Here is a 26,931-nt window from a genome sequence, read left to right as displayed (position 1 = left end):
TGACAAAAATTTTCCGTAGGGTAGAGCAGTAAGCAAGCCTACTCAGAATCGACGACCTCAACTTGGGCCACTATTCATGGACGTTTTCATTCGCGACAGACGCGCTTTGGTCACTCTTCCAGACAAGGCTTATCCGTGCGTCGTGCTTGAGCGAGACAACTGGAACGATTACTTATATTTCACATTGTTTAAGGCACAGCTGCGGCTTGCTCCTGGGTCTGGAGCGGGCTGTGTCGAGAATCTTGGCGCCGTCAAGATCATGAAGTCGAACCAAGCAGAGGGCATAGACAACAGGCCGTTTGAGAAATTGGGCAGCGGGGACAAGATTCCGGCGCGGTTGTTGCGGGATGTTGGCTCGCTAGGGTCCGGTACCGATTACTACGACAAGCTAATGAAAGTGGATATCGACTTAGCGCGGGTGCTATTGAGTACTCTGCGCGATTGTTCGTATCTACCGGCTGTACGTAAGCATTTGCAGTCCGATGAGTGCTTCAAGATCTCATTGCTACGTGACTCGGAAGCCCGCATTTTGCTGGACACGGCCGGCGCCCGTTTTGGTGGGGGCTCCACACTGATTAGCAGCTTTTCGGCAGCAATCAAGCTCGAAGGCGCCAGCGCAGCCCACGAGTTTGCGTTTGACTTCGAATCCCTCGATGGAGTTCCGCGGCGGATGCATTCGATCGTTGGGTTAAACGGTGTTGGAAAAACACAAGTCATGGCGCGTTTGGCCATCCTGCTGAGTCGGTTTTCGAAGCAGGCGATTAAGGAGAAGCGGTCGGCTCTGCAGTCGGATGATTCCATCTCGCCTGTGCCATCCATTTACTCGGTCGTGGCCGTTTCGTTTAGCGCGTTCGACGAGTTCGAGCGGCCCACGCAACTGCAGGGTGAAGCGTTTCAGTACAGCTATTGCGGGCTGCAGCATCCTCAGGGGCGGCTAAAAAACAAAGATGACCTGCTAAAGGAGATTAGAGGTGTTTTGGCCCGAGACATGACACCAGAGAAGCGCGATCTATTGAAACGAGTCCTACAGAATTTGGTTCGGATTGATGATCTCGACTCGTTTGTCGAAGAGCCGGAGAACAATGAAAAAATGTACCAGCGTTTAAGCGCTGGTCAGCGACTTGCAGTCAACTGCATCATTCATATCATCTCCCGGATCGAACCGCGCACGTTGATCCTCTTTGACGAGCCAGAGCTTCACCTCCATCCGCAGTTGCTTACGGGGCTTGTCCAGGCGCTCAATGATGTGCTTGAAAATCAAGACTCATTCTCGATCGTTGCCACACACTCTCCGCTCGTCATTCAACAGTTGCCGAGGGAGTGTGTGCATGTCATCCGCCGTGATCGGATGACGCCGATGGTAGTTAAGCCGACTTTTCAGACTTTCGGAGAGAGTGTGTCGGAGATAACACGATTTGTGTTCGCGTCACCCGATACGGATAGGGATTATCGAGCAGTGCTCGAGCGAATGTTTGAAGACGATGGTGGTGACGCAGATGCCATACGCAAGCGGTTTGGCGGAAAACTTAGCCTGAACGCGGACATGTATCTCGAGTCATTGCGCGCTGCGAAGGACATTTGAATGCGGAATCAGAAGGCTGCCGATCTGGATGTCCGTGAGTATCTACCGACTATCATCAAGTCAAAGCACAAGGCGACAAGGACGACCCTAACCAACTTGCGAGACAGAGTTTTCGATCTGTGCGATGGATACGACAACGCGATAGACGCGATGGTGCCCCCTGCAAAGCAACCATGGGAAAAAGAGGAAAGCGCCGCGCTCGAGTCATGCTATGGCGTAGGAACCATTCCGCTTTCGACGCACAAGGACAACATTCTGTGTGCGCTCAAAGTCCAATCGGAGGTCAACCTTCAGCGGTGCGCATACTGCATGCTCAACGATCCTCGGACATGGGATCACTATTTGCCAAAGGAAGCATTTCCCGAGTATGCGGTCTACCACTCGAACCTGCTGTACATCTGCTTCGGATGCAATCATCGCAAATCCAAGCATTTTCACGATGCACATCTGCTCTATTGTCACCCGTATTTTTCCGTGGATGCAGACACTGCCCTTCTTCACTGCCTAGTGACAGTCGCGGAGGGTGCGCTCGGGATCAAGTACTACTGCGCAGGGATTGGCGCACTGCAGGTCGCAGGTGAAGTCGCACAACGGCACCTCGAGGGGCTCGGTTTAATCGATCGCTTTGCGGCAGAGGCCTCCAGCATGTTAAGCGGTTTAATCGGCGAGCTTAGACAGTACTTTCCTAATGGAGTGCCCGCTGCTTCACTTAATAGTGTGCTGCTTCGGCGTTACGCGGAAGCGCAGGAATGTCTGGGTATCAATGCCTGGGATAGCCGACTTTGGCACGGCGTGGCTCACTGCGTCGATTTTTTGGGCTACGTGAATGAGAAGATCCAATTCGAGGGTGCACCCGATCCCAACGGCTTCGATGTTCCCGCTCCGCTTGGCGCTTAGATAGTCGTAAATAACGTGGCAGAGTGCAATTTAGCAATGGGAAATTTGAGAAATTGTAGTCTGACACCTATATTTTGAACCTCCCGTTCTCGCTGGGAAAATCGCCCTAAAACACTAACATTTAATTCTTTCCAGGATTTCGACAGCAGATCATGATACCTTTTCTACTATCCGGGTAAGCAAAGAGGGGCGAGCGCAGGTAAAGGTGGAGACGGCGAGCAAGAGGCTTCGAGACCTCGCGGAGAAGTCGTAGGTGGGGGTGCTTGCTGTCGGCTAAGCATGCTCTTTGTGCTGTATGCTGCGTCTTGATTGACAATGAGTTTGCTAGAGTTGTCGCCGCGAAAATCGCTCCACCTCCCGCGCCAGCAAAAGATGTGCGCTTCTGACGGTGGAAGCGACGGTAAAGCTCTATGTCGAGCTTTGCCAACTCCTTCAACTACGTGGGCTTGCGAGGCCCGTTGATGATTGAGTGGGAATGAGGCAGTATATCTATCCTAACATGTTCTCCACTAATTTTCGCTAACATTGATTTAGATCGATCATGAAGATATTGTCAGTTTTTAATAATAAGGGGGGGGTCGGGAAAACTACCTTGACCTATCATTTGGCGCATTCTTTAGCTCAGCTTGGGCATAAGGTTCTGCTGCTGGATGCTGATCCTCAGTGCAATTTAACTATTTATTCAATCCCTGTTAATAAGATCCATCAAATCTGGGAAAGGGAGAATGATTGTGTCGAGCTGGGAATCGAAGAGTTTAGAAAAAATAGAACTCAAAAAGATATGGCCGCGCTGTTGAGCCAGCCGAGGTCATTACATTTTCTTCTTCAGCCAACCATAGACGGGGCGGGGGAGTTTGAGAAACTTCCTCCCCCATATAAGATTAATAAAAATCTCCATATTGTTCCCGGTAGATTATCTATTCATGAATATGAAGAGAAAATATCGACGCGCTGGAGTGATGCTTATCGAGGGGACGCTCTTGCAATTAGAACAATTACACGAATGCGTGGGATTGCTGAGGAGTATTCCAAGAATTTTCGCTACGACTACGTAATCATAGATACGTCTCCTAGCCTTGGGGCATTGAATAAGACGATCATTTCTACGGTGGATGGTTTTTTTGTTCCGGCCGCCCCCGATATGTTCTCTCTTTATGGCATTAGAAATATTGGAAATTCGCTTAGAAAGTGGCATGAGGAATTTGAGATAATATATAAACTTATCTCTAGTGAAAAAAGAAAACTGTTTCCAAAAAAGTTCGTTAGCTTTTTGGGTTATACGATTTATAATGCTAGAAAATATACTAAAGCTAGCATGAAATGGAATCTTGCTCAGGCTCATTTAAAGTATGCATTGGAGATTCCCAATGTAATTCATAATTACATTGGGGAGGATCTTCGCGTAGATATATCAGATGAGCTTCTGGCTGAGCCGATCGGTGGGGAATCTATTATGCATGGCCATAATACTTTTCCGACATTGGCGCAGCATTATCGTGTGCCTATGTGGGAAATTCCTAATGTTTCCGGGATTGATAAAGACCACCAAAATACGATTAATGGGCAAAAACCAGATATTTATGCCACTAGGGAAAAATATGCTGTATTTTCGCAGTCATTGATCTCTCGTATAAACTCTATTGGGTGAGTCATGAGCCACGCTGTATTCTTTGGCGAAAATGGGGCGCTGGATGACGATCAAGATTTGTTAGAGCTTTACCGAAAAAATAGAAGAGTTTTTGAGTTATTTTTGAATTCCGTCCAAAGCGATTTTTTATCTGCTAAAGAGCTGAATACTGGAGTGCCTTCCGTTGTGCACTCCGTCCGTAGTCGAATCAAGGATGATCATCATTTTTTAAGTAAGGTAAAACGAAAGAGAGCGATAGGTAGGGAAATAAATCCCGGTAATTTATTTGATGAGATCACCGATTTTGCAGGTATTCGTGTTTTGCATCTTTATCAGGATCAGTTTTCTGAAATAAATAAATTTATTCAAAGTAAAGTTAAGAGAAAGCACTGGAGGTTGTTGGAAAAGCCCATCGCATACACTTGGGATCCTGAGTCGGTTGCTTATTTTAAGAGTTTTAGGGTTGCGACATCTGTTAAGGAATCTTACTATACAAGCGTGCATTATTTGATCGCGCCGGCTAACCAGGAGAGAGATGGTGTTTGTTGTGAAATTCAAGTGAGAACGCTATTTGAAGAGGCGTGGGGCGAAATCGATCACTCAATAAATTATCCTGATAAAACGGAGAGTTTTGCAAATATTGAGCAGCTGCGGGTTCTGTCGAAGCTGGTTTCAACGGGGTCTAGGCTTGCAGATTCTATTTTCAAAATTCATAAAAAAGGGTGATTTTTTTGCAAATTTTCGCACCGACATTTGCTCGTATCTGTTTCTTTGTGACTTGGTATTTCTTGTAATCGTAATTCGGCTTTGGTTAAGAGGCCATAGTTGCCGATCGCCGTCTTGCGTATTGCAAGTGTCGAAGCGATGTCGGTGTATGCATTGCTCTTTAATGTTTGATCACACGTTTCGCCATGCCGGTTTGCCGTGGGCAATGTGGGATGATGAATTCCTGGCGTAACCCATAATTCGCACGCGCCGGCATAGTTGCTGGACGTGAGGATCAGACCGTCTCAGGACCCCTGACGCCCGTCGTCAGGCAGAATGCCGCGGAAGCCAAGCATGAGAGGCTCCGCCCACCGCGTATCCTGTGCCAGGGAAGCCGGTGAGCAGATGAATACCTCGGGCCCGAGCGCGCGGCCTTGTCGTAGGGGGCGAGCTCAAGAAGCGCTACCACCCCGCTGCCAACACACGCCCCTCGAAATTACGGTGTCAGACTGGAGTTACCAGGATTTAGTGGACAGGCGTAGTATCCAAATCGATCGGGGATGATCCATGTCTGGGAACAAGGCGCCAAGCAAAATAAGGCGAGCGTATAAGTTCATTGAAGCGCACAGCGACAAGTACAGTATTTCAGTTATGTGCCGAGTGCTTGGAGTCGCGCGCGCTGGCTATTACGCTTGGCTAAGTAATCCAGTATCTGATCGTGCACAGGAGGATGTTCGGCTTCTCCGCTTGGTAATCCCCCCGCAAAAGCGTTGTAGTCAGAAGTAGAATTTTCTCGTTGAGGAGTTCTACCGCATGAAGAAGTCGAGATTCACGGACAGTCAGATCATTGAAGCCATCAAGCGCGTGGAGGCCGGCCTTGCGGTGCCCGAGCTGTGCAGGGAGCTGGGCATCAGCTCGGCCACGTTCTACAAGTGGCGTTCCAAGTACGGCGGCATGGACGTATCGCTGATGGCGCGCATGAAGGAGCTGGAGACCGAGAACGCGCGGCTGCGCAAGATGTACGTCGAGGAGAAGCTCAAGGCCGAGATCGTGACGGAGGCGCTAGAAAAAAAGTGGTGAGGCCATCTCGCCGCCGTGAGATGGCCCAACGTGCCGTGCAAGATCGCGGCGTATCGATCCGGATGGCCTGCGAGGCGTTCGCGGTGAGCCAGACTTGCTATCGGTACATCGCCAAGACGGATGCCGAGAACGAGGATATCGCCAACTGGCTGCTACGTCTGACCGACAACCACCGCAATTGGGGCTTTGGTCTGTGCTTCCTGTATTTGCGCAATGTTCGAGGCTTCGGCTGGAACCATAAACGTGTGTACCGGATCTACCGCGAACTCGAACTGAACCTGCGGATCAAGCCGCGTAAACGGCTGGTTCGCCAGACGCCGGAGCCGCTGACCGTGCCGACCAACGTGAATCAGGTATGGTCGATGGACTTCATGCACGACCAGCTTGCCGATGGACGCAGCATCCGCGTGTTCAACGTGATCGATGACTTCAACCGCGAGGCATTGGGCATTGAGGTGGACTTCTCGCTGCCGTCCGAGCGCGTGATCCGCACGCTCAAGCAGATCATCGGCTGGCGGGGAAAGCCCTCAGCCATTCGTTGCGATAACGGTCCGGAATATCTGAGTGCAGCGATCGTTGCGTGGGCCGATGCATGGGGCATAAAGCTCGAATACATCCAGCCGGGCAAGCCACAACAGAATGCCTATGTCGAACGTTTCAACAGGACCGTACGCTACGAATGGCTATCCCAGTATCACTGGGACGATCTGGATCACGTGCAGCGGGTCGCCACACAGTGGATGTGGTCCTACAATCACGAGCGCCCAAATATGGCACTGGGCGGATTTACCCCAAAACAGCGGTTGGCCATGGCCGCGTAGCGTTCCTACTTCTGGCAATCGCTAAAACCGGGGGGATTACCCCCAAGCAAGCCCGCTCGATCTTCCGCAAATCATCAACCCGCACAACAGCAAACTCCGGATCATCGGGCGTGGCCCAACGGTCATAGGTAAAAGGGTGGTCGCTCATTTCGACGCTCCGGTGTAATTGACGCGATGAAAGAAAGGAGGCCGCCGTTGCAGCGGTCACTTGTTCTGTCTTTCCGGCTGTCAACCCGGGCGATCCTTTGGACCACGGGGCGAGTATGCCCCGTTAGGCGACGGACGCGATGCGGTTCCGTGCCAAATTGATCACGCTTTCTCTTACGTAAGCGCAATCGAGGAGGACTGCTGACCAGGGAAGTATCAGCGGTCCATCGCCAGCTAAAGCTATCTCTGGTTAATACCAATCAGCCAAGCAGATACCTACTCAGCGACGGCCGCCCCAGCCACCGGCACAAAAAACCGATCCTTCAATTCCTGCAACCCAATCCTCTCCAACATCTCCGTCAACCTCTCCGCAGGCTTCCGGTTCGGCAAATTCTTATACTGCGCCACGATCAGCTCATTCTTCATCGAATGCTCCCACCCCACCAGCTCCGTCACGCTAACCTGATACCCGTGCGCTTCCAGCTGCAAGCACCGCAGCACATTCGTAATCTGGCTACCAAACTCCCGAGTATGCAACGGATGCCGCCAAATTTCCGCCAGCGGATCAGCCAGCGCCTTGCCTTTATTCTTCCTTAGCACCGACGCCACTTCCGCCTGGCAGCAGGGCACGACCACGATGTACTTGGCCTTCTTCTCCAACGCGAAGTGAATCGCGTCGTCGGTGGCGGTGTTGCATGCGTGTAGGGCGGTGACGACGTCGATGGTCTTGGGCAGCCTGTCCGACGTGATCGATTCCGCGACCGACAGGTTCAGGAACGACATGCCGTCGAACTCCAGCCGCTTCGCCAGTTCTTCCGACGATTTGACGAGCTCTTCGCGCGTTTCGATGCCGTAGATGTGCGAGCCGCTTTTCGCCGCGTCCTTCTGTTCCTTGAAGAACAGGTCATACAGAATGAACCCCAGATACGACTTCCCGGCGCCATGATCCGCCAGCGTGACGTCGCCACGTTCCTGTTGAACGTCTTTCAGCAACGGCTCGATGAATTGAAACAGGTGATAGACCTGTTTCAGCTTACGGCGGCTGTCTTGGTTCATCTTGCCGTCGCGGGTCAGGATGTGCAGGGCCTTGAGCAGTTCGATTGACTGGCCGGGACGGATGTCGTGGGTTTTTTCGGACATGGGGAAAGGCAAAGCGCCCCGTTTGAGGCGGGGCGCGTAGAGGCGCGGAAAGCGTCAGTTTAACGAAAACGGCGAATCCGCTTATTCAGTAGTCAGTCCGGAAGAGGGCTCAATGTCCCACCTAGCCAGGACACCGCGGAGCCGGCTTTGCCGGTCCGCTGGTGTTGCCCCCTGGGGTTGTCCCCCGTGGGGCCGCGTAAGCGAGTAGGGGGAGGCTACTCAGGCCGCTACCGGAAACACCGGCTCGCCCAGATTCAGCATCAAACGATTCGCCCAAGCAAAGATCGCATCCGAGTGCAGCAGATCCAAAATCTCGCCTTCACTCAACCCCACGTCCTTCAGTTCCTGGACGCTGTTCGCGTTGACGTTCGCTTGCGCTTCGGTGATCTGGATCGAGAACTTGCCAATCGCCTGTTCACGCGCATTCGTCCCAGCGGTGATCGGATCTTCAAACACCTGCGCGATCACGTCATTGCGCTTGGCCAGTTGCTCAAAGCGCTGCGCATGGACCGATGCGCAGTACACGCATCCATTCACGCGCGACACGACGGTCGAGCCCAATTCCCGTTCCGCACGCGACAGACCGCCCGGCGCGTACATGATGGCGTTGAAGGCCGCCGAGCGCTGACGCAGGATTTCCGGTTGGTGGACCAGGAACAGGTAGTAGTCCGAGACCTTGGCCTTGGGGTGGCTTTCTTCCAGAACGGCGATTTGTTCCGGGGTGGCGGTGTCGACGTTGACGACGTCGAGCCAGGCTTTCCACTCCAGCACTTCGTTGGTGAAGCCGTGGGCTTTCAGGACGGCGCCGGGTGCGGTGGTGCCGGGTTTGGCGGCAACCGCGCCAGCTTCAGCCGCATTGGCGGGTACCGTCTGGCCTTCGGCCGCTTGAAGTGCCATCAAGCCTGCGACCAGACGGGTCTGGTACGACAGGAACGCGATCAGTTGCGACAGGGTGACGACCGCAGGCGTGGTGACGCCGGCTGCGGGCAGGGTCTTCAGTGCGGCTTCGTCGCCTTCGACGGGGTTTTCGATCAGCTTGCGCGTGAATTCCAACACGGCAGCCAGGCGCGGGGTGGAGGCGTCTGACGGCTTGCCGGATTCTGCGACGGCGATGTCGGCGGGGGGTGCGTCCGTTTCCGCCAAGCGGGCGCGGTAGTGCGAGGCCAGCAGCGGCGACGGGCTGATGCGGGTGGCGTACAGCGCGACAAGCAGGCGTTCGGTCAGCGACAGGCCGGGCAGTGCCGGGTCGAACAGGGCGTCGTAGCTGCCTTGCGTGGCGGCGGCGACTTTTTCGCGTTGGTGGCGGACCTGAAAAGTTTTGCTGCCGGGGGTCAGGCCGACGAGCTTGTCGACCAGATCATTGACGGCGTCATAGACGATGGGTTGTTGTGCCATGGGGATGTTCTCCTTGGTGTCTGATCAGCCGGCGTTGCCGGAAGTGCTTGCCGAACGTGCGGCAGCCGAATTAGCCGCAGCCGCCCGCGCCTTCACCGCTGCGTCCAAAAACGTCTTCACGCCTTCCCACGATTCCTGGTCGGCGCGCGCGTTGTCTTTGGGGTTCCCGCCGCTGGTGCTGATCTTGCCCGACACGGGGTGGGCGTAGACAAGCTGGGTGGTGGGCACGTACGGGAACAGGATCGAGTGGCCGCCGTTCTCGTAGTCCAGCCATTCAACCGGGTAGGGGTGTTTCACGTCGACCAGCTTGTCCTGCACCATCTTCGAGTACAGGCTGGACGGCCACGAGCCGTCGTCGGTGCCGGACAGCAGCATGACGGGGCCTTCGATGTCTTCCACGCGAATACGGGCGCGGGCGACGGCGTCGGGGTCTTGCAGCGCGGTCAGGATGGCTTTCTCGTGACGATGCGGCGAGGGGCCTTCGTCAAACGGCGCCCACGTCGCGGTGCGGTTGTTTTCCCAGACGTGGGGGATGGGCTTGCCGCCCAGCAACCAGGTCGGGCCTTCGCGGCCGATCTTGGGGTCGCAGGCGTTTTGGCCGCTGTGGACGACGGCGCCGGGTACGTAGGCGACGACGGCGGACACTTCCTTGGGGAAGGTGGCGCCCAGCAGCAGCACGAGTTCACCGCCGCGCGATTGGCCGCTGATGGCGACGAAGTCGTGCTTGGGCTGGACCTTCTTGCGCAGCCAGCGCAGGCCGGTCTGGAAGTATTCCAGCGGGGTGTTCGAGATGTAGTCGGACAGGCCCGGCGCCTTGAAGTAGGCGAGTGCAAAGGCGGCGTAGCCGCGGGACGCGTACAGCGCCGCGCGCGGTTCGTTGATGCCGCCGCCGGATCCGTTCAGGATCATGACGGCGGGATGCGAACCCGGCTTGCTGCCGGCCGGCAGGTACAGCGTGCCGACCAGGCCTTCTTCGCGCACGTCGTGGCGGGTGACGCCGTCCAGCGCCAGCCGTTGCGTGAGGCTGGCTTGCGCTTGCGCACCTGCCACGCGGGCGACCACGTCGGTGACCAAGGCTTCGGTGACCGGGTGGTTGAAGTGTTCGCGGCTGGGGGAATCCACGGGCGCTTGCGACCAGACGAGGCCCATCGGGGCCACGCCGGTGTAGTCGCCCGAGATAGGCGCGTCGCGGGTCAGGTCGACCACGCCGTCCTCGCCTGCCGTGAAGGCGGCTTGCGCCTGCCAGAGCACGCCGTTGCGGCGGGTCAGCGCGGTGATTTCCACCGTCTGGCCCGGCTCGACGTGCTCGACCCGGATCTGGCGCGGCACGTCGATCAACGCGTCCGCGGGGGTGATGGTTAGGGTCGGCACCATGGCTTATTTACCGGCCGGTTCTTTGGTGACCATCATGGCGGCCGTGCGGTCGCTGGTCATCGGGGTGACCTTCAGGCCCTTCTTGGTGGCCCAGATGTTCTTGTAGTGGAACAGCGGGAAGATGGCGACGTCGTCAGCCACCAGCTTGACCGAGTCGCGCAGGATGGCTTCACGCTTGGCCACATCGAATTCCGACGTGGACTGTTCCAGCGCAGCGTCCACCTTGGGGTTGGAGTAGTGGCCCCAGTTGGACGCGCCCAGGCCCTTCTTGGCGTCGACGGTGGCCAGGATGTTGACCAGCGCGTAGCTGGCTTCACCCGTGCCGTTGCCCCACGCCAGCATGCTGACGGCGAATTCGTTCTTGTTGGCGCGGCCCGAGTACACGGCCCATGGCACGACTTCCACTTGGGTTTTCACGCCTACGCGGGTCCAGAACTGCGCCACCGCTTGGGCCGTTTCCGGGCCTTGCGGGTAGCGGTCGTTCGGCACGTGCATGGTCAGCTTGAAGCCGTCGGGAAAGCCCGCTTCGGCCAGCAGTTTCTTGGCTTGCGCGACGTCGTTGGGGATGTCTTTCACGTCGGGGTTGTAGCCGAAGGTGCCCTTGGGCATCCACTGGTTGGCTTCGGTGGCCGCGCCTTGCAGTATGCGGTCGGAAATGGCCTTGCGGTTGATGGCCAGGTTCAGCGCTTGACGCACGCGCAGGTCCAGCAGCGGGTTCTTGTCCAGCGGCTTGCCGTTGTTGTCGGTGATGTACGGGTTGGGCGCGGGGTTGAAGCTGGGTTGCAGGATCATGACGCGCAGGCCGTCGTACGGGTACACCGAGATGTTGGCGGCCTTTTGCAGCTTGGCCAGGTCCGACACCGAGACCTTGTCGATCACGTCCACGTCACCGGCCAAGAGCGCAGCGGTGCGCGAGGCGGCGTTGTTGATGTAGCGGTAGTTGACCTTGTCCCAGGTGGCTTTGTCGCCCCAGTAGCCGTCGTTGCGTTCCATGATGACGCGGTCGCCCGGCGTGTAGGACACGAACTTGTACGGGCCGGTGCCAACCATGGCCTTGCCCGAGTTGTAGTCTTCGGTCGTGGACTTTTCACCGACGTGCTTGCTGACGACGTGTACGGATGCCAGGTTCAGCGGCAGGTCGGGGTTGGGCGCCTTGGTCTTGACGATAAGGGTCAGCGGGTCTTTGGCGGTCATCGTGTCGATGGTGCGCAGGTAGCCGGCGTACGTTGCCACGCTGCCCGGCACGGCGCGCGCGCGGGTGTAGGAATAGATCAGGTCGTCGGCGGTGAACGGCGTGCCGTCTTGCCACTTGACGCCTTCACGCAGCTTGAATTCCCAGGTGGTGGGGTCCAGCGGTTTCCAGCTGACGGCCAGGCCCGGCTGAAGCTTGTTCCACTTGTTTTCGATCAGCAAGTCCCAGAAGTGCAGGGCCACCGAGCGGTCGCCGGCGTGGTTGTTCAGCTGCGGGTCCAAGGACGACAGCGGGTCGGCAAAACCGATCGTCAGGTTGTCGGCGGACGCGACGGCAGAGGCGCCGAGGATGGCGGCGGTCAGGGTCGAAAGAATCAGGCGTTTCATGTTCGGGGTCCTTGGTAGGGGGGGAACGAGTTAAGTGTTCCGAAGGCTGCGTTGTCATTCAGGCCACTGAAGGAATTCAAGGCATTCAGGACAACGCGGCCAATTAGGTTCAGGCCATGTCGTTCAAATGACAGGCGCTTAAATGGTTGATGGCGATTCCCTTCAACGTGGGAACTTCGGTCTTGCAGCGCGGCATCGCATGCGGACATCGCGGATGGAAATGGCAGCCGCCGGGCGGGTTCAGCGGGCTGGGAATCTCGCCTTTGATCGCAGTAAAGACCTTGTGGCGCGACTTCAGGCTGGGAATTTCCGCCAGCAGCGCTTGCGTGTACGGGTGGTTGGGGCGCTGGAACACTTCGTCCACCGTGGCCGTTTCCACGACGCGGCCCAGGTACATGATGACGACGCGGTCAGACAGGTGTTCCACCACGCCAAGGTCATGGCTGATGAACAGATACGTCAGGTTCAGTTCTTCGCGCAGGTCCATGAACAGGTTCAGGATCTGGGCTTGGATGGAGACGTCCAGCGCGGCCACGGCTTCGTCGCACACCAGCATGGACGGCTGCACGGCTAGCGCGCGGGCGATGCCGATGCGCTGGCGCTGGCCGCCGCTGAATTGGTGCGGGTAGCGTTGGCGCAGGGCAGGGTCGAGCCCCGCGCGTTCCAGCTGGGCGCTGACGTAGTCGTCAAAGTCGCCATTGCCGACCAGGCCGTGGATGCGGGCCGCTTCGCCCACGATCTCGTCCACGCGCAGGCGCGGGTTAAGGCTGGCGTAGGGGTCCTGGAAAATCATCTGCACGGTCAGGCGCGCGGCATGGGCTTGGGCCGACGTCATGTCCGAGGGGCGCACGCCGTTGATGCGCACTTCACCGCCCGATGGCGTCAACAAGCCTGCGGCGATGCGGCCCAGCGTGGATTTGCCGCAGCCAGATTCACCCACCAGGCCGACGACTTCGCCGGGGTTCACGATCAGGTCCACGTTGTCGACCGCGCGCGTAATGGCGGGCGGCTTGGACAAGCCCATGCGCTGCATGGCGCGGCCGGCTGCGCCGACCTTTCTTTCGCCAAAGCGCTTGCTGACTTGCGAAAGGTCAATCAGCGGAGTGGGGGCGGCGGATACAGTCATGCCGTCACCTCGTTGTGGATCTGGATAGTCGGATGGAAGCAGCGCACGTCGTGTTCGGGCAGGGCTTGAGTGATGCCGGGTTGCTGGCCACAGGCGGCGGTGGCGCGCGAGCAGCGCGCGGAAAACGCACAACCGGCGGGCAGGTGCAGCAGGTTGGGCGTCATGCCGGGAATCTGGCGCAGGCGCTGGCCCCGCAGGTTATTGCTGGGCAGGCTGTCGATCAGGCCCACCGTGTAGGGGTGCTGCGGGCGGTCGAGCACGTCGTCGACCTTGCCGTGTTCAACGATGCGGCCGGCATACATCACGGCCACGTCATCGGCCAAGCCTGCCACGACCGACAGATCATGCGTGATCCAGATCAGGCTGGTGCCGTGCTGCTGCGCGAGCTTTTGCACTTCAGACAGAATCTGCGCCTGGATGGTGACGTCCAGCGCGGTGGTGGGTTCGTCGGCAATGATCAGGTCAGGGCGATGCAGCATGGCGATGGCAATGGCCACGCGCTGGCGCATGCCGCCAGACAGCTGATGCGGGTAGGCCAGCAAGCGTTCTTCGGGGCTGGGGATGCCCATCATGCCCAGCGTGTCGCGCGCCAGCGTGCGCGCTTCGCGCTTGCTCATCTTGTTATGCGCGCGCACCGTTTCGATCATCTGCACGTCCACCCGCAAGACGGGGTTCAGCGTCATCATCGGATCTTGAAAGATCATGGCGATGCGGTTGCCTTGCAGGCGGCGCAGTTCGCGCGGGGCCAGCTTGGTCAGGTCGCGGCCTTGAAACAGCACTTCGCCGCCCACGATGCGGCCCGGCGCGTCGACCAGACCCATGATGGAAAAGCCCGTCACGGATTTGCCCGAGCCGGATTCACCGACCAGGCCCAGGATTTTGCCGCGCTCCAGCGTGAACGACACGTCGTCCACGGCGGGCAGCACGCCCGCGCGGGTATGGAAGTGCGTGCGCAGGTTGCGCACTTCAAGCGTGGCCGGCGCGCCGGTAGCGGTGCGGTCGGTCATTTGTGAGTCCTTGGGTTCAGCACGTCGCGCAGGCGGTCGCCCACCAGGTTGATGGCGACGATGGTGATCAGCAGCGCGATGCCGGGGTAGAAACTGATCCAGTATTCACCGGACAGCATGTATTGAAAGCCGTTGGAAATCAGCAGGCCCAGCGACGGTTCGGTCACCGGCACGCCCAGGCCCAGAAAGCTCAACGTGGCCTCCAGCGTGATGGCGCGCGCAATCTGCAAGGTGCCAATGACGATCAGCGGCGGCAGGCAGTTGGGCAGGATGTGCTTCAACATGATCCGCCAGTTGGGAATGTCCAGGCAGCGGGCGGCTTCAACGTATTCACGGCGGCGTTCCACCAGTGCCTGGCCGCGCGCGGTGCGGGCGTAATAGGCCCATTCCAGAATCACCAGCGTCAGCACCACGTTGCCCACGCCCTTGCCCAGATAGGCCAGGATCATCATGGCAACCAGGATGGACGGGAACGACAGGATCAGGTCGACCAAGCGCATGATGAACGCATCAACCTTGCCGCCCGCGTAGGCGGCCAGCAAGCCCAGCAGCGTGCCGACGATGCCGGCGATAACGGCCGAGCCCACGCCCACCATCAAGCTGATGCGCAGGCCATACAGAATGCCGGACAACAGATCGCGCCCTTGGCCGTCGGTGCCCAGCCAGTAGTGGAAGGTGTCCAGGCCGTTCATGGAACCCGGCGGCATGCGGGAATCCAGCACGTCGATTTGCAGCAGGTCATACGGATTCTGCGGCGAGATCCACGGCGCAAAGATGGCGGCCAGGATCAGCAGGGTGGCCACGGCCAGGCCGAACACCGCCGTCTTGGACGACATGAATTCGGTCAGGTTGCGGCGCCAGGGCGATTCGCGGCGCAGGGCGGGAACCTTCTCAGGGGTTGCAGTGGTGCTCATGCCGAGCCCTCCAGCCGTACCCGGGGGTCCAGCACTTTATAAAGAATGTCGACGATCAGGTTCAGCGTCACGAACAGGCACACGACCACAATCAAATAGGCCACGATGACGGGGCGGTCCAGCGCGTTCAGGCTGTCCAGGATCAGCTTGCCGGCGCCCGGCCACGAGAAGATGCTTTCCGTGATGACGGCGAACGCAATGGTCGAACCCAGCTCCAGGCCCAGCACGGTCACCAGCGGGATCATCGTGTTGCGCAGCACGTGTACACAGACCACACGAAATGGCGACAAGCCTTTGGCGCGGGCGAACTTCACGAAGTCCAGCGGCATCACGTCGCGCACGCCAGCGCGCGTCAGGCGGATGACGAGCGAAATCTTGAACAGCGACAGGTTCAGCGCGGGCAAGATCAAATGGCGCCAGCCATCGGCAGTCAACCACGACCACTGAAAGCCCAGGAATTCCACCGTCTGCCCACGGCCGCTGGCGGGCAGCCAGCCGAGCGACACGCTGAACGTCATGATCAGCATCAGCGCCACCCAGAAGGTGGGCAGCGAGAAGCCGACGATGCTGCCGGCCATGATCATTTTCGAAAAGCGGCTATCGGGGTACAGGCCGGCAATCAAGCCCAGCGGCAGGCCGATGATGACGGCCAGACCCAGCGCGCTAATCGCCAGTTCAAGCGTAGCGGGCAGGCGCTGGATGACGAGTTCAATGGCGGGAATGTTGTAGACGAAGCTGTTGCCCAGGTTGCCGTGCAGCGCCCCGTTCAGAAAGCCCAGGTATTGCTGCCACAGCGGTTTGTCCAGGCCAAGCTCCGCGATGATGCGGGCGCGGTCGACCTGGTCGACGTCTTGGCCGATCAGGATGTCCACGGGGTTGCCGATGGCGTGCAGGCCCACGAAGACGATCAAGGTCATCAGCAACACCACCACCGCCGCTTGCGCGACACGGCGTATCAACCAACCGGTCATTGCGTGGTCTCCGCTTGCGAGGCCGGGGTGGCGATTGCCGCGGGCGGTGGGGCAGGCGTCCATTCATCGCCGAACACTTCCGGTTCCGAAAACGCTTCCATGTTGGCGTAGTACGTTTCGACGTCTTCGCGATAGAACAGGCCGGCGATGCCTTGCGCCAGACGCTTGGCGCCGTCGCTGATGGCGGGGATGTCGCCCGAGATCGTGCCTTGCGTCAGCGCAGCGGGGTAGGAAAAGCAGTGCACGCGGTCCAGACCCGGGCAGGCGCCGGGGACTTTTTCTTGCAGCTCGAAGACGGCGCCCAAGTCGGGCGAGTCATGCAGTTCCTGGTCTTCTTCGCCGGCGGGCGGGGTGTAGCGATCGCCCCAGTTGCGCACGTGAGGCGCCAGCGGCGCGAATTCCGGGCGCACGGTCCAGTCGATACGAAAGCCCGTGGAGAAGATCAGGAAGTCCAGCACGAACAGGCCTTTGGGCGTGGTGACGTGGATGTCGTCGCCCACCATTGCCAGGTCTTGCACGCCACAGCCCAGGTTGAAGCGGGCGTTCGGGAAGCGCGACACGCGCAAGGTGCTGCCGCGCGGGGGCGGCACTTGCGCGGCGTTGATGTAGTGGCGGATCTTCCACTTCCATTCGTCGGGCAGGGTCAGGTGGCCGTGGGTCAGGCCGGGGTTGCCCGCGCCTTTGCCTTTGTTCACACGCGGAATATCGTTGCGGCGGATCAGCAGGTCGACGCTGGCGGCGCCGGCTTCCAGCGCCGTGCCGGCGCTGTCCATGGCGGACGCGCCCGCGCCCACGACGCCGACGCGCTTGCCGGCCAGCGTGGCGTAGTCCATCACGTCGGACGAATGCGCCCAGCGGTCACGCGGCAGTTTCTTGGCAAAGTCAGGCACATAGGCGCCGCCCAGGCCGTCGCGGCCGGTGGCCAGCACAACACGGCGGGCCAGCACGGTGTTGCGGCCGGCGGGCGATTCCACGTCCAGCTGCACCAGACGGTCGGCACGCGGCTGCACCGACAACACGCGGTGTTCGTTGCGCACGTCCAGGTTCAGCACGCGGCGATACCAGCGCAGGTAGTCCATCCATTGCAGGCGCGGAATCTTGTCCAGCGCGTCCCATTCGGCCGAGCCGAATTGCGCTTCGAACCAGGCGCGGAACGTCAGCGCGGGCAAGCCCAGGGCAGGGCCGGTCAATTGCTTGGGCGAACGCAGCGTTTCCATGCGGGCCGTCGTGGCCCACGGGCCTTCATAGCCTTCGGGCGCCTGGTCAAAGATCGGCGCGGTAATGCCCAGATGCGTCAACGACGCCGCCGCAGCCAAGCCGGCCATGCCGCCGCCAATGATGACGACGTCCAGCACTTGCTGGCCGTCCACCAGGCGCGGGGCGACCCAGCTCTTGGCGGGGATCTCCAGCCAGGACAAGTCTTGCCGCAGGCGCGCTTCCAGCGCGGCTAAGCCTTGCGGCGGGGTGGCGATGGGCTGATTCATAGTGCGGGGGTTTCCAAAACAGGGGCGTCATCACCGTAGATCGACTGCAACAGCGCCGAATGCTCGCACGCGTCGTGCAGCACAAAGCCCGGCAGCAGGGCGGCGGCGGCATCGGCCAGCGCGTCGGCCATGGCCTGGCAGGCCGGCGTCAGGGGTTGCGACTGCGGGGTGATGACCCCAAAGAAAAAAGGGATGTCCAGGTCGATGGGCCGGATCGCCACGCCCGGCATCGGGACGCCGTAAGCGGTGATCGGTTCCAGCACCGACACGCCAAGGCCCGCGCGGACGGCGGCCAGGGCGTTAACGGACGAATTGGTTTCGATGGTGCCGGGCGCATTGCCGTCGGGCGCCAATGCGGCGTCCAGCCGGCGGCGCAGGCGATAGGGATTGGCCATCGTGATCAGGCGGCGTCCGGCCAGGGCCGTGACGGGCACGACGTCTTGGACGGTCAGTGCATCGCCCTCTGGCAACGCGACCACACAGGGCGCCTGCCCGATCCAATGCACGTTCAGCCCGCGATGTTCAAGCGGCAGGCTGGTCGCGCCCAGTTGCGCGGCGCCGGTCAGCACCGCGTGCACCACGCGTTCGGGGGAGGCGCTGCGCACCTGGATGCGGGTGGCGTCGGTTTGGGGCTCGATGCGCTTGAGCGCCTCGGGCAGCAGCCCGGCCGCCAGGGCCGAGGTCGCGGCCAACAGCAGCGGCTTGGCCTGCCCGCGGGCGATCTCTTCGGCGCGGCTGCGGATCTGCTGCAAGCCGGCCAGCGCGCGTTCCACATCGTCATACAGCAGGAAGCCCTGCTCGGTAGGCGTGACGCGGGGGCCGCTGCGGCTGAACAACGCATAGCCGATCTCCGCTTCCAGTTCTTGCAGCAAGCGGCTGATGGCCGGCTGCGAACGCCCGAGCAAACGCCCGGCAGCGGTGACGCTACCTGTAGACATGACGGCCGCGAAGGCCTCGAGTTGACGTAATTCCATCTGTGTTGCTTTATGCTCAGGACGAATTCTTGCCCGGCAAGTATGCGCGCTGCAAATAGTTAAAAGGCATAAGCAAATTCCCTAATAGGGGATTTCCTTATGCCTTTTCATTACTTCTAGTTATTTCAATGACTTAGTGAAATCGGCTCAGGCGATCATACGCAGCTGGGCAACTGCATAGTGTTCGTCATGCCCCCACCGCCGTGCCATAGGATCTCGTTTTGGGGCCGATCTGAAATCCCGCCGGTCGGAGGCGCATCCCCACGGTAAGGTGCGAGTCATGCAGGCGCAGGCCTCCAACCGCTGCCGCGGTACGTGCTTTGTTCCATGCGTACTCAAATCGCATGGCAAGCGGCTTGTGCGGGCGTTCCGGCAGTTGCCAGAGCGATGGAAGCCGTGGGCGGTTGGCGATTTCCCGATTACTACGACCCATTGCCGTGGCTCAAACTCTGTTTCGGAAAGGCATAAGGGGACTGCAATCGTCTCATTTTTCACTGCATGCAATTAACTAAAAATCCTTAAAATTTCTAAAGACTGCATAGAACTGCTCAGAAAATGAATGCAGGCCCTGCGCTTCAGAAGATCCCTGTTGTGGGGGCGGCCGCTGTCGGCCCAAAATTAATCTATACGGTTTGGTTTGCGGGGTGCCCACGTTTGTCGCCAGAATCTCACTGTTAAGTATTGTCAACAAAAGAATCGCAGATATGCTTCCGCGATATTGTGTTGTTGATTACTGCCCGACAGGAGCTAGAAGGGCCAGAAAACTAAACAAAGCTGTTTTGGACGATTGGCAAAGTGAGGGAGAACGACGTGTTGCTGCAGCAAGGCAGGCGTGAACAACAGACCTGGCCCACCGTGCGCCAGGTAACACTAGCCTTGGCCGTCGTCTGGTTGGCGCTGGTGGCCGGCCTTGGGTGGTGGATTTCGCAGAGAATCGTGACAGCGCAGTTAGCTAGATGGGCGGCAAGCGCCGATTACGAGACTAAAACGACTGCGCGCGTGATGGACCGGTTGTTCACCGAAATGGTGAGCGTGGCCAATATGGTGGCGCGGCAGGGTCTGGTGATTGAACTGGCCATGCGTTATCGGACAGATGCCCCAGGCGCCGCCGAGCTGACACGGCAGGAGCGTGCTGCGCAGTTCGCGCGCGACCCGTTGGTGGGCAAGGTCGGCGACTTCATGAACGCGCTGGCCAGTGATCTGCGTTACGCTCGCATTTACATGAATAACATGTCGGACGACACCGTGTCGGCCAGCAATTGGGCCGAGCCCGACAGCATCGTGGGCATGATTTATTCGGGTCGGCCCTACCTCATTGATGCGTTGCGTACCGGCAATGGCCATTCTTTCGGTATTGCTCGTTTGAATAAATCCCCATCCTATTTCGTGGCCAGTCGTATCGAGGACTCGAACGACGTGCCGTTGGGCTCAGTCACGGTTAAGTTTGACGCGCCAGAAGTTGCGCTTTATTTGACAGGTCGACATGTCGCGTTAATCGTCAACCGCCAGGGGCGCGTGATCACGGCGTCCTCAGAGCCGTTCATGCTACGCAACGTCGCGGCGCTTCTGCCGCCAGGCACGGTACTTCCGCCGGACGGCGAAGAAGATCTAGGCGAACTCATGGATGTGCGCGCGACAGGCGGTTCAGACATCGCCGACCAGTGGCTCATCGACGGCAGGCCCTATCTGCTGCGGCGCCAGCCGTTGGCGGGTACGCAATATCAGTTGCTCACGCTGGCCACGTTGGACCACCTGGCATCCATGCGCAGACAGCACTTTTGGATGGCTGGGCTGGTCGCGGTGTTCGGCTTGGTCCTGATCCTGCTATCAGGCCATGCGGCGAGCCAGATCTTGATGCGCCGACAGGACGAACGGTACGCGGCCAACTATGACGCGCTGACCGGCCTGCCGAATCGACGCGCAGTGTTGACTGAATTGGAGCGGTTGTTCGCTCTGGCGAAGCGGACGCAGCAGTGGGTTCTGGTGGCGTTTATCGATCTGGATGGGTTCAAGCCGATCAACGACACCTATGGGCACGAGGCCGGCGACAGGTTCTTGATCGAGGTGGGCCGGCGTATGTCGGCCGGTCTACGTGCGAGCGATATGCTGGGTCGATGGGGCGGCGACGAGTTCGTTGTGGTTGGACTAGTGGCTCCGTTCAGGTCCGACGATCCGCGAGGGGCAGTCGACGAGATGCGCAACCGGTTGGCGCAGCCGCTGATCGGTACCTATACCTCAGCCGAATATAGTTTCGACTATCGAGGTGCAAGCTTTGGCATCGTTAGCGTGGATCCTGCCGTCAGTTCGTTGCATGCCGCCCTCAAGGAAGCCGACCAGCTTATGTATGCGGACAAACAGGTACGGCGGGCGCAGCAAACGACCAAGGGTGGGCAGGCTTGTAAATCTGTTTGGAAGACAGACTCAAACATAGATGGCGGCTTGCTGAACAAGGTATGACGTTCAAGGACCGCGGATGTCCACTCCGACGGGGAGCATTGGTTGAAAATCGGCGCCTCCCGACCCATTACCGCCGCTCGAGAGTGGTGTGCTAACCCGTACTTTGCACCTATAGCGAGAATTGCTGCGCACCCTTGTCGCCGATCCAGCGCCAGTAAGTAAAGGCGCTGTTTGCCATTTGCCCGGATCTAAAACGTCATTCTGAAACCTGCGGTCGCGGTGACGATGTAGCTGCCCGAGAAATCCGCGTCGGCGTCGACTTGGCCGTAGATCGCATAGCGATCGCCCCAACCGTAATTGGCCCCGGCTCCCACGCTACCCCAGGTTCGCGCCATTCGGCTGGCCACCGGTACGTCGGCCACGTTCACACGGGTTCCGTTCAGGAATTCATGTTTCACGTTGACGACGCCATAGACGCTCGATTCCCGATTCGCGCCACCCGTTTGCCAATTGCTTTTGTAGTCCAGCGCCATTCCGACGCGGGCCAGCAGGCTGTCGCCCTCGTCGCTTTCGACGCGTGTGCCGAATTTATCGTTGAAGCGGTCGAAACGGGTCGATGCGTAGGTCAACTGCGCCTGCGGGATCAGGGCCAGTCGCTCGCTCAACCCCAACGCCTTGCCCCCTTCAATACCCAGCCCGTAGCTGTTTGCCTGGTTGCCGCCTTTCAGCCTGCCGGCCAGCCGGGAATTCAGGTCGCTGTCGTACCTGGTGGCCTGGGCCTGGGCGTCGATATAGAAGCCATTCTTGCCGTACCAAGTCAGCGTCGGTGTCAGGCCGTAGGCAGTGGTATCGATCGTGCCGTTGCCATACGCCGAGGACACGTGCGTGTCGGCCTTGCCGTAGTGAAAGGCGATGCCGCCCACCAAGCGGGACCCTTCTTCTTGGCCAGCCAGGATACGGTCAACACCAAATTGCGCCTTCCAGCTGTCGATGTCCTGGCGTGCGCCCGTGGTGGAAGTGGAGGGGTCAAGCCGGCTCGTCGTGCCCTCCATTCGACTCCATACGCCATTGCGGCCGACGTCCGCCGAATCATAGAGGCGATTGCCGACCCGCTGGCGCAGGGTGGGCAGCCGGCTCAGGTTAAGCAGTGTGTTGGCGTAGGCTTCATAGACCGGCACACCGGGCTGATACAGCAAGGGCGGTTCGGCGCCCGGCGAAACGCCACCGGTCGGCGGTGTGCCGGGATCGGTCAGGGATGATCGCAGATACCAGCCGCCGTCGGCCGAGTCCTGTTGCAGGACGTAGCCGTAGGCGCCGGCCACCAGGGCCGGGCGGCCCTGGATGACATAGTCGCCGTTAGCCAAGTTGAACTGCCCCGCCGAGACCCCGTTGACCTGCACGATCTGTATGCCTCGTTGGGTCTGCGCCCCAACGCCTCCCATGTTCTGCACGTTGACCGGTGTCGCGCCCGCGGTGTCGCCCGTGACTACCAATTTATCGGTGGGCGAGTTGTCGCCGCCAAGCTGGGTGCGGATCTCCAGGTTCCCGCCCTGTGCCGCATAGTCACCGGCGACCGTCAGGATGCCATACCCGCTGCGCGGCCCCGGAGCGATCGTGCCTTGGTTGCCGGTCGCGCCGACGCGTCCCGTGCCGGTCAGCCTTGCTCCCGCCAGGACGTTCACCGGCCCGCCGAGCACGCCATCGACCTGCAATGTGCCAGCCTGGATATCGGTGGTTCCCGTGAAGGCGGCGCTGTTGCCCGACAAGGTCAACCTGCCGGCGCCCAGCTTATTGAGGCTGGAGGTTCCCGAGAACTCGGTCATCACGCCCACCTCGTACCCATTGGTGTCGAACGAGGCTCCCTCGCTTCCGATCGCCTGCGTCAGGAAACCATTCAGGAAATTGGCCTTGTCACGCCGAGCGCGCAGGACGCCGCCATCCAGGATGAAGGTGCCATTGCCGGCGCCCTTGATGACCGAGCCGGTCTCCAGCACGCCGCGGCCGCTCGCATCGCCAGTGAGGTTCAGCGTGCCTGTAGCGGTGCTGCTGACGGTAAGCCGCGTATCGCTGGTGGCAACCACCAGCCCGCCCTTGGCGATGTTCAACGTCCCAGTGCCTGCCGAGCCGATATCGATGCGATCGCTGGCGGTAAGCGTCGAGACATCGGCGGTCGTGCTCGATACGTTCACGGTGCCAACGCTGCCAGCCCGGAAGCCGATGTAGATCGTTGCGGCGGCGCCCGGCGCGGACGATCCGACGGTGCGCACGGCGGCGCCTTCCAGGACTTGCAGGTCGCCAAGGCCCTCGAAACCTACGTAGATATTGTTGAACGGGTTCCAGCTGGATGCATGTCCCAACACCGTTACGCTGCCCTGGCTACCGGGGCCGCCGCCGATCAGTGCCTGGCCGCTCTGGACGGTGCCGCCGTTGTCGATGTGCAGCGTACCGCTACCGTTCGCGCCGATTTCGAACGCGTAGGTCGTGTTGAGTTCCCAAGTTGATCCCGGCCCGGAAACGACAACGCTCCCGACGCTGCCGTTCTGGCCCCCAATGCTGCCCGATGTGCCTCGCGCGAAGCCGCCGTCCAGAATGCGGAGTTCGCCATTACTGCCAGACTCGTTGCCGATATACACCGGGGCCAGACTGGTCCAGGTGGACGGGGTGCCAAGGCCGTCACGGCCTGATACCGTAAGGGAGCCCACGCCGCCAGTGAGGTTGCCGATGAAGGCCCAATCGTTGACGACGGATCCGCCATTGCTGATGGTCAACGTCCCGTTGAGGGAATCGCCAACAATCAGATCGCCTCCGACTGTCCAATTCGGCGACTGGACCGCCCCAGGCGCAATCTCCCCAGTACTGGTAACTGACTGGGCATGGGCGGGAGGGGTGACACTGGCCGTGTAGAGTACGAAGGCTGCCGACGTTAACCAACCCGCCCTCATGCTATCGGTAGCGACCATGACAAATTTTCCTCAAATAGATACGTTATGTCTGGAAAAATTACATTGTGTCGCAGCGTATCGCCAGAAATAAAAAATCAAGAATGGCCAAGTGGTGGCTTGAACTCGCCGCGGGCCAAGCACTTATCCGCTAGTTCCTGACGAGCTTTGCTTGCCGGCAAGCTTTGCAAGTATTCCGATGTACACGTGGTGGCCCTTGGATCGCCAGATGTGGCCATGATGGTGCCAGGTGTGATGACCCAAGAAGCTCTTATCCCGTTCAACTCCCGCAGGAATCTCTGAAAGACTGGAATGATACGTATGGCCTTTCTTCAGATTTGTTGAACAGAAATAGACGGTCAAAACGTTCGTGTCCAGCTTGTAGGACGCAATAAAAAAGCGCCCCAGATTTGGGGCGCTGATCCATCTTCAGTTACGGTTTCGGGCCGTAGTCCGCGGTACGTAGCGGACGTGGCCCCCAGGCGGAGGCCGCCAAGAATTAGCTTCGTTCATCCATCCTGTTTCCCAGGCTTCGACTTTGCTGCGCCACTCTGCTATCGATTCCCCGGTATGACCGGGCATCTCGACTGCTCGATAGTAGGGGCAGTCCCACAACGTCAGTCCTTCGCGGGCGGCGCTGGCGCCCAGCTTTTGGATGTCTTCGCGGTGCATTGCCGTACCCTCCAAAAGTAGATGATCGGAAGGAAAGTATTGCGCAGGTCTGCAACTACTCGCAATAGTGTTGCGGCACTATCCGGGCTGGTATTACTGCTTGAGCCATTGCATTCATCGCCCTTGGTAGTCGCGCCGCCCGTCAATCTCTTCGAAACCGCACACCCACCATGCCGCAGTCGGACGAGAACGTCAGCAGCTCGGGCTGTAATAGGTCGGGGATCGCTCCCTTCTCTGTGGCGTCGAAAATTACTCAATAAAAACAGAGGGTTGTGCAGGGAAAATTCCCCAACAGGGGATTTCCTTATGCTTTTTCATTACTTCTAGTTATTTCAAGGGTTTGCCCGAGCGGTGCCGATACCCCTTTCCCGGATTAGCGCTTGCGTCCAGCGCCGTTCGGGGGCCGGATGAATGGTGCCATCGTTAGAGAAAGTAAGTGTGTGATACAAATGCCGGTTCCTGAATGCACTCATAAAGGCTGTAACGTGAAAAAGATGCTTTTGGCCGGCGCGATTGGCGCCTTCATATTGACCGGTTGCAAAATCGATGTCGAAACGAAGGTTCCGTTATCAGGCCTGATGTCAGAAGGGATAAAAGCCGGCAATGCAAATCTGCTGATCGAGGTGGCGGCCTGCAACGATCATAAGGACTCTCGAAACCCCTCCGACATGCTGATCAAGGTTCGCGATGCGGTGGCAAAGGCATTTCCTGTCGCGGTATACAAAGAGTGCTTCCGCAAGGAGTTCAACTCGTATGCCAACTTCGAGATTCCGGCCAATTATGGTCAAGGCAGCGACGCAGAATGGGCCGCGACCAAAGGCGTGCGCATCATGTCTCACCGCGCAAAGGACGGCACCTTCAGCATTTCGGCGGGCTTGCCCGAAGACGTTCGAAAGGGTTTAGAGGCGTCCAGCAAAGAGAAATACAAGATCGAAGCATTCAAGGTCGAGAATGTGCGGATGCATATCGCGTTCGGGAACGATACGGACCAAGACCTGAAGACGTTTGCTTTTGGGACATTCGTCCAAAACACGCCTGTTGTCGGATCAGAGCTGAGCATGCGCAAAGGTGCGACGTATAACTTCAGATTGTCCGACGTGGCCACCGCGTTGACTTTCCACGTCGGTCTTGGTCCGGTCGGGAGCACCAGTTTCCTTACCGTCTGGCCGCCGAACTGACGATTTCAGATACCATGAAGCATCCACACCCGGGAGGCTTCATGGATTGCTCTGTCGAAGGAAAGGTCGCTTTTACGGACGGCTATTCGTACCACTTCGCCACCGTGGACGACGCGCTGGCGTTTGCCGCCTGCGTGAAAAGCTCGCAACAGCCTGACCCGTGCGCGGCAACGCATGGCAGCACGCAGAAGGTCAAGCTGGAAGAGGTCAAGACGAAAGAGGAAGAGGACGAAGAAGAGCGAAACCGCTAGGGTTCGCTTCAACCGTTCATCCGGCGGGGCAGAGAAGAGACGCCCGTAAGCGTCCCAGCTCCCCGCTCTAGTGCTTGGGCAACACGAACTCCACCCGCCGGTTCTGCGCGCGTCCTTTCGGATTGTCGGCGCCATTGGCCAACGCATTGGGCTGCACGGGCCGGGTGTCCCCGTAGCCTTTGGCGGCCAAGCGCGCCTTATCCACGCCGTGATTCGCTAACCACTGCAATACGGCATTCGCCCGCTTCAACGACAGCGTCTGGTTATACGACGCGGTGCCCTTGGAGTCGGTATGGCCTTCAATGGCCACACGGGCCGGGCCAGCTGGCGCCGCCTGGATCGCGCGCGCAATATCCTTCAGGGCAGGTTCTGCCGCCGGCCGGATATCGGCCTTGTCGAAATCGAACAGCACGTCGCCCAGCATCGATACCGTGACGGCGTCCTTGTCCTGGCGCACGGATAAACCGTCGTGGCGGCCGGCCAGGTCGCCTATCTGCGCAGACAGGTCAGAAACGCCGCCGCCCGTGTCAGACGGAAACCCTTTCAGGTCCAATATCGTCGCGCGCAGGTCCAGTACTTCGGCTTTGTAGGGCGGTTCTTGCGCGTGGGCGCCGCTGGCCGCGAGCAGCAGCGCGGCAACGGCGGTCGACATGTTCCGGGCGGCGGCCATGG

22 protein-coding genes are annotated in these 26,931 nt (G+C 59.2%); 8 read left to right on the top strand and 14 right to left on the bottom strand.

Features of this window, described 5'->3' with window-relative positions; genetic code table 11:
• Positions 1-76: 76 nt before the first annotated feature.
• The 5 genes from A9973_RS09890 (at position 77) to A9973_RS09870 (ending at position 6,712) form a co-directional block, all read left to right on the top strand.
• Complete coding sequence (locus tag A9973_RS09890; protein WP_183013580.1) at positions 77-1,582, top strand: AAA family ATPase; 1,506 nt, start codon at positions 77-79, stop codon at positions 1,580-1,582.
• A complete protein-coding gene (locus A9973_RS09885; RefSeq protein ID WP_183013579.1) occupies positions 1,583-2,479 on the top strand; it encodes a hypothetical protein in 897 nt (298 codons plus the stop codon).
• A 541-nt stretch (positions 2,480-3,020) separates the two neighbouring features.
• Positions 3,021-4,127, top strand: coding sequence for a ParA family protein (locus A9973_RS09880; RefSeq protein ID WP_183013578.1), 1,107 nt, complete (start codon positions 3,021-3,023; stop codon positions 4,125-4,127).
• 3 nt (positions 4,128-4,130) lie between these two features.
• Positions 4,131-4,832 (top strand): RelA/SpoT domain-containing protein, encoded by a 702-nt coding sequence (locus A9973_RS09875; RefSeq protein WP_183013577.1) that lies wholly within the window; start codon positions 4,131-4,133, stop codon positions 4,830-4,832.
• A gap of 792 nt (positions 4,833-5,624) precedes the next feature.
• Positions 5,625-6,712 (top strand): IS3 family transposase gene (locus A9973_RS09870; protein ID WP_183013576.1). Its coding sequence is split into 2 segments (ribosomal slippage): positions 5,625-5,877 and positions 5,877-6,712, totalling 1,089 coding nucleotides; the frame shifts between segments, so codons are not numbered across the junction.
• Between the two features lie 423 nt (positions 6,713-7,135).
• Here the strand turns inward: A9973_RS09870 and A9973_RS09865 are convergent.
• The 10 genes from A9973_RS09865 to A9973_RS09820 all read right to left on the bottom strand — a co-directional run bounded on the left by A9973_RS09865 (position 7,136) and on the right by A9973_RS09820 (position 18,822).
• Positions 7,136-7,999 (bottom strand): SAM-dependent methyltransferase, encoded by an 864-nt coding sequence (locus A9973_RS09865; RefSeq protein ID WP_183013575.1) that lies wholly within the window; start codon positions 7,997-7,999, stop codon positions 7,136-7,138.
• Between the two features lie 219 nt (positions 8,000-8,218).
• Complete coding sequence (locus A9973_RS09860) at positions 8,219-9,394, bottom strand: CMD domain protein (RefSeq protein WP_183013574.1); 1,176 nt, start codon at positions 9,392-9,394, stop codon at positions 8,219-8,221.
• A gap of 24 nt (positions 9,395-9,418) precedes the next feature.
• Complete coding sequence (locus A9973_RS09855; RefSeq protein WP_183013573.1) at positions 9,419-10,768, bottom strand: acyl-CoA thioesterase/bile acid-CoA:amino acid N-acyltransferase family protein; 1,350 nt, start codon at positions 10,766-10,768, stop codon at positions 9,419-9,421.
• Positions 10,769-10,771: 3 nt separating this feature from the next.
• Positions 10,772-12,346: an ABC transporter substrate-binding protein gene (locus A9973_RS09850; protein ID WP_183013572.1), complete on the bottom strand. Its 1,575-nt coding sequence runs from the start codon at positions 12,344-12,346 to the stop codon at positions 10,772-10,774.
• A 109-nt stretch (positions 12,347-12,455) separates the two neighbouring features.
• Positions 12,456-13,472, bottom strand: a complete 1,017-nt coding sequence (locus A9973_RS09845; protein WP_183013571.1) for an ABC transporter ATP-binding protein — start codon at positions 13,470-13,472, stop codon at positions 12,456-12,458.
• Positions 13,469-14,479, bottom strand: coding sequence for an ABC transporter ATP-binding protein (locus A9973_RS09840; RefSeq protein ID WP_183013570.1), 1,011 nt, complete (start codon positions 14,477-14,479; stop codon positions 13,469-13,471). Before A9973_RS09840 ends, A9973_RS09845 begins: the two co-directional genes overlap by 4 nt.
• Positions 14,476-15,393, bottom strand: a complete 918-nt coding sequence (locus tag A9973_RS09835; protein WP_054425430.1) for an ABC transporter permease — start codon at positions 15,391-15,393, stop codon at positions 14,476-14,478. Before A9973_RS09835 ends, A9973_RS09840 begins: the two co-directional genes overlap by 4 nt.
• Positions 15,390-16,364 carry an ABC transporter permease gene (locus tag A9973_RS09830; protein WP_175169190.1) on the bottom strand — a complete coding sequence of 325 codons (975 nt, stop codon included), beginning with the start codon at positions 16,362-16,364 and terminating at the stop codon, positions 15,390-15,392. Before A9973_RS09830 ends, A9973_RS09835 begins: the two co-directional genes overlap by 4 nt.
• The gene (locus tag A9973_RS09825) at positions 16,361-17,848 is read right to left on the bottom strand and encodes an NAD(P)/FAD-dependent oxidoreductase (RefSeq protein ID WP_183013569.1); all 1,488 of its coding nucleotides are present in this window, start codon (positions 17,846-17,848) and stop codon (positions 16,361-16,363) included. The genes A9973_RS09830 and A9973_RS09825 overlap by 4 nt, the downstream gene beginning before the upstream one ends.
• Entirely contained in the window at positions 17,845-18,822 is a 978-nt protein-coding gene (locus A9973_RS09820) for a LysR family transcriptional regulator (RefSeq protein WP_183013568.1), read from the bottom strand. Before A9973_RS09820 ends, A9973_RS09825 begins: the two co-directional genes overlap by 4 nt.
• A gap of 795 nt (positions 18,823-19,617) precedes the next feature.
• On the opposite strand from A9973_RS09820, the gene A9973_RS09815 reads away from it, so the two are divergent.
• The gene (locus A9973_RS09815) at positions 19,618-21,279 is read left to right on the top strand and encodes a diguanylate cyclase domain-containing protein (protein WP_370539472.1); all 1,662 of its coding nucleotides are present in this window, start codon (positions 19,618-19,620) and stop codon (positions 21,277-21,279) included.
• A 188-nt stretch (positions 21,280-21,467) separates the two neighbouring features.
• On the opposite strand, the gene A9973_RS09810 is transcribed toward A9973_RS09815, so the two are convergent.
• The 3 genes from A9973_RS09810 to A9973_RS31310 all read right to left on the bottom strand — a co-directional run bounded on the left by A9973_RS09810 (position 21,468) and on the right by A9973_RS31310 (position 24,830).
• Complete coding sequence (locus A9973_RS09810; RefSeq protein WP_183013566.1) at positions 21,468-24,179, bottom strand: autotransporter outer membrane beta-barrel domain-containing protein; 2,712 nt, start codon at positions 24,177-24,179, stop codon at positions 21,468-21,470.
• Positions 24,180-24,256: 77 nt separating this feature from the next.
• Positions 24,257-24,397 carry an entry exclusion lipoprotein TrbK gene (gene trbK / locus A9973_RS31365; protein WP_183013565.1) on the bottom strand — a complete coding sequence of 47 codons (141 nt, stop codon included), beginning with the start codon at positions 24,395-24,397 and terminating at the stop codon, positions 24,257-24,259.
• Positions 24,398-24,587: 190 nt separating this feature from the next.
• Positions 24,588-24,830, bottom strand: a complete 243-nt coding sequence (locus tag A9973_RS31310; protein WP_304503357.1) for a CrpP-related protein — start codon at positions 24,828-24,830, stop codon at positions 24,588-24,590.
• A 485-nt stretch (positions 24,831-25,315) separates the two neighbouring features.
• Here A9973_RS31310 and A9973_RS09800 point away from each other — a divergent pair, with 485 nt between their 5' ends.
• On the top strand, positions 25,316-26,008 hold the full coding sequence (locus A9973_RS09800; protein WP_183013564.1) for a hypothetical protein: 693 nt from the start codon (positions 25,316-25,318) through the stop codon (positions 26,006-26,008).
• Between the two features lie 41 nt (positions 26,009-26,049).
• Positions 26,050-26,259: a hypothetical protein gene (locus A9973_RS09795; protein ID WP_183013563.1), complete on the top strand. Its 210-nt coding sequence runs from the start codon at positions 26,050-26,052 to the stop codon at positions 26,257-26,259.
• 67 nt (positions 26,260-26,326) lie between these two features.
• Here the strand turns inward: A9973_RS09795 and A9973_RS09790 are convergent, their stop codons facing one another.
• On the bottom strand, positions 26,327-26,929 hold the full coding sequence (locus A9973_RS09790) for an OmpA family protein (protein ID WP_183013562.1): 603 nt from the start codon (positions 26,927-26,929) through the stop codon (positions 26,327-26,329).
• Between the last annotated feature and the right edge of the window lie 2 nt (positions 26,930-26,931).

Source organism: Achromobacter sp. UMC46, assembly GCF_014170335.1.
Taxonomy (GTDB): Bacteria; Pseudomonadota; Gammaproteobacteria; order Burkholderiales; family Burkholderiaceae_B; genus Achromobacter.
Note: the sequence above shows the minus strand (reverse complement) of the source record. Positions and strands in the feature narration are given on the sequence as shown.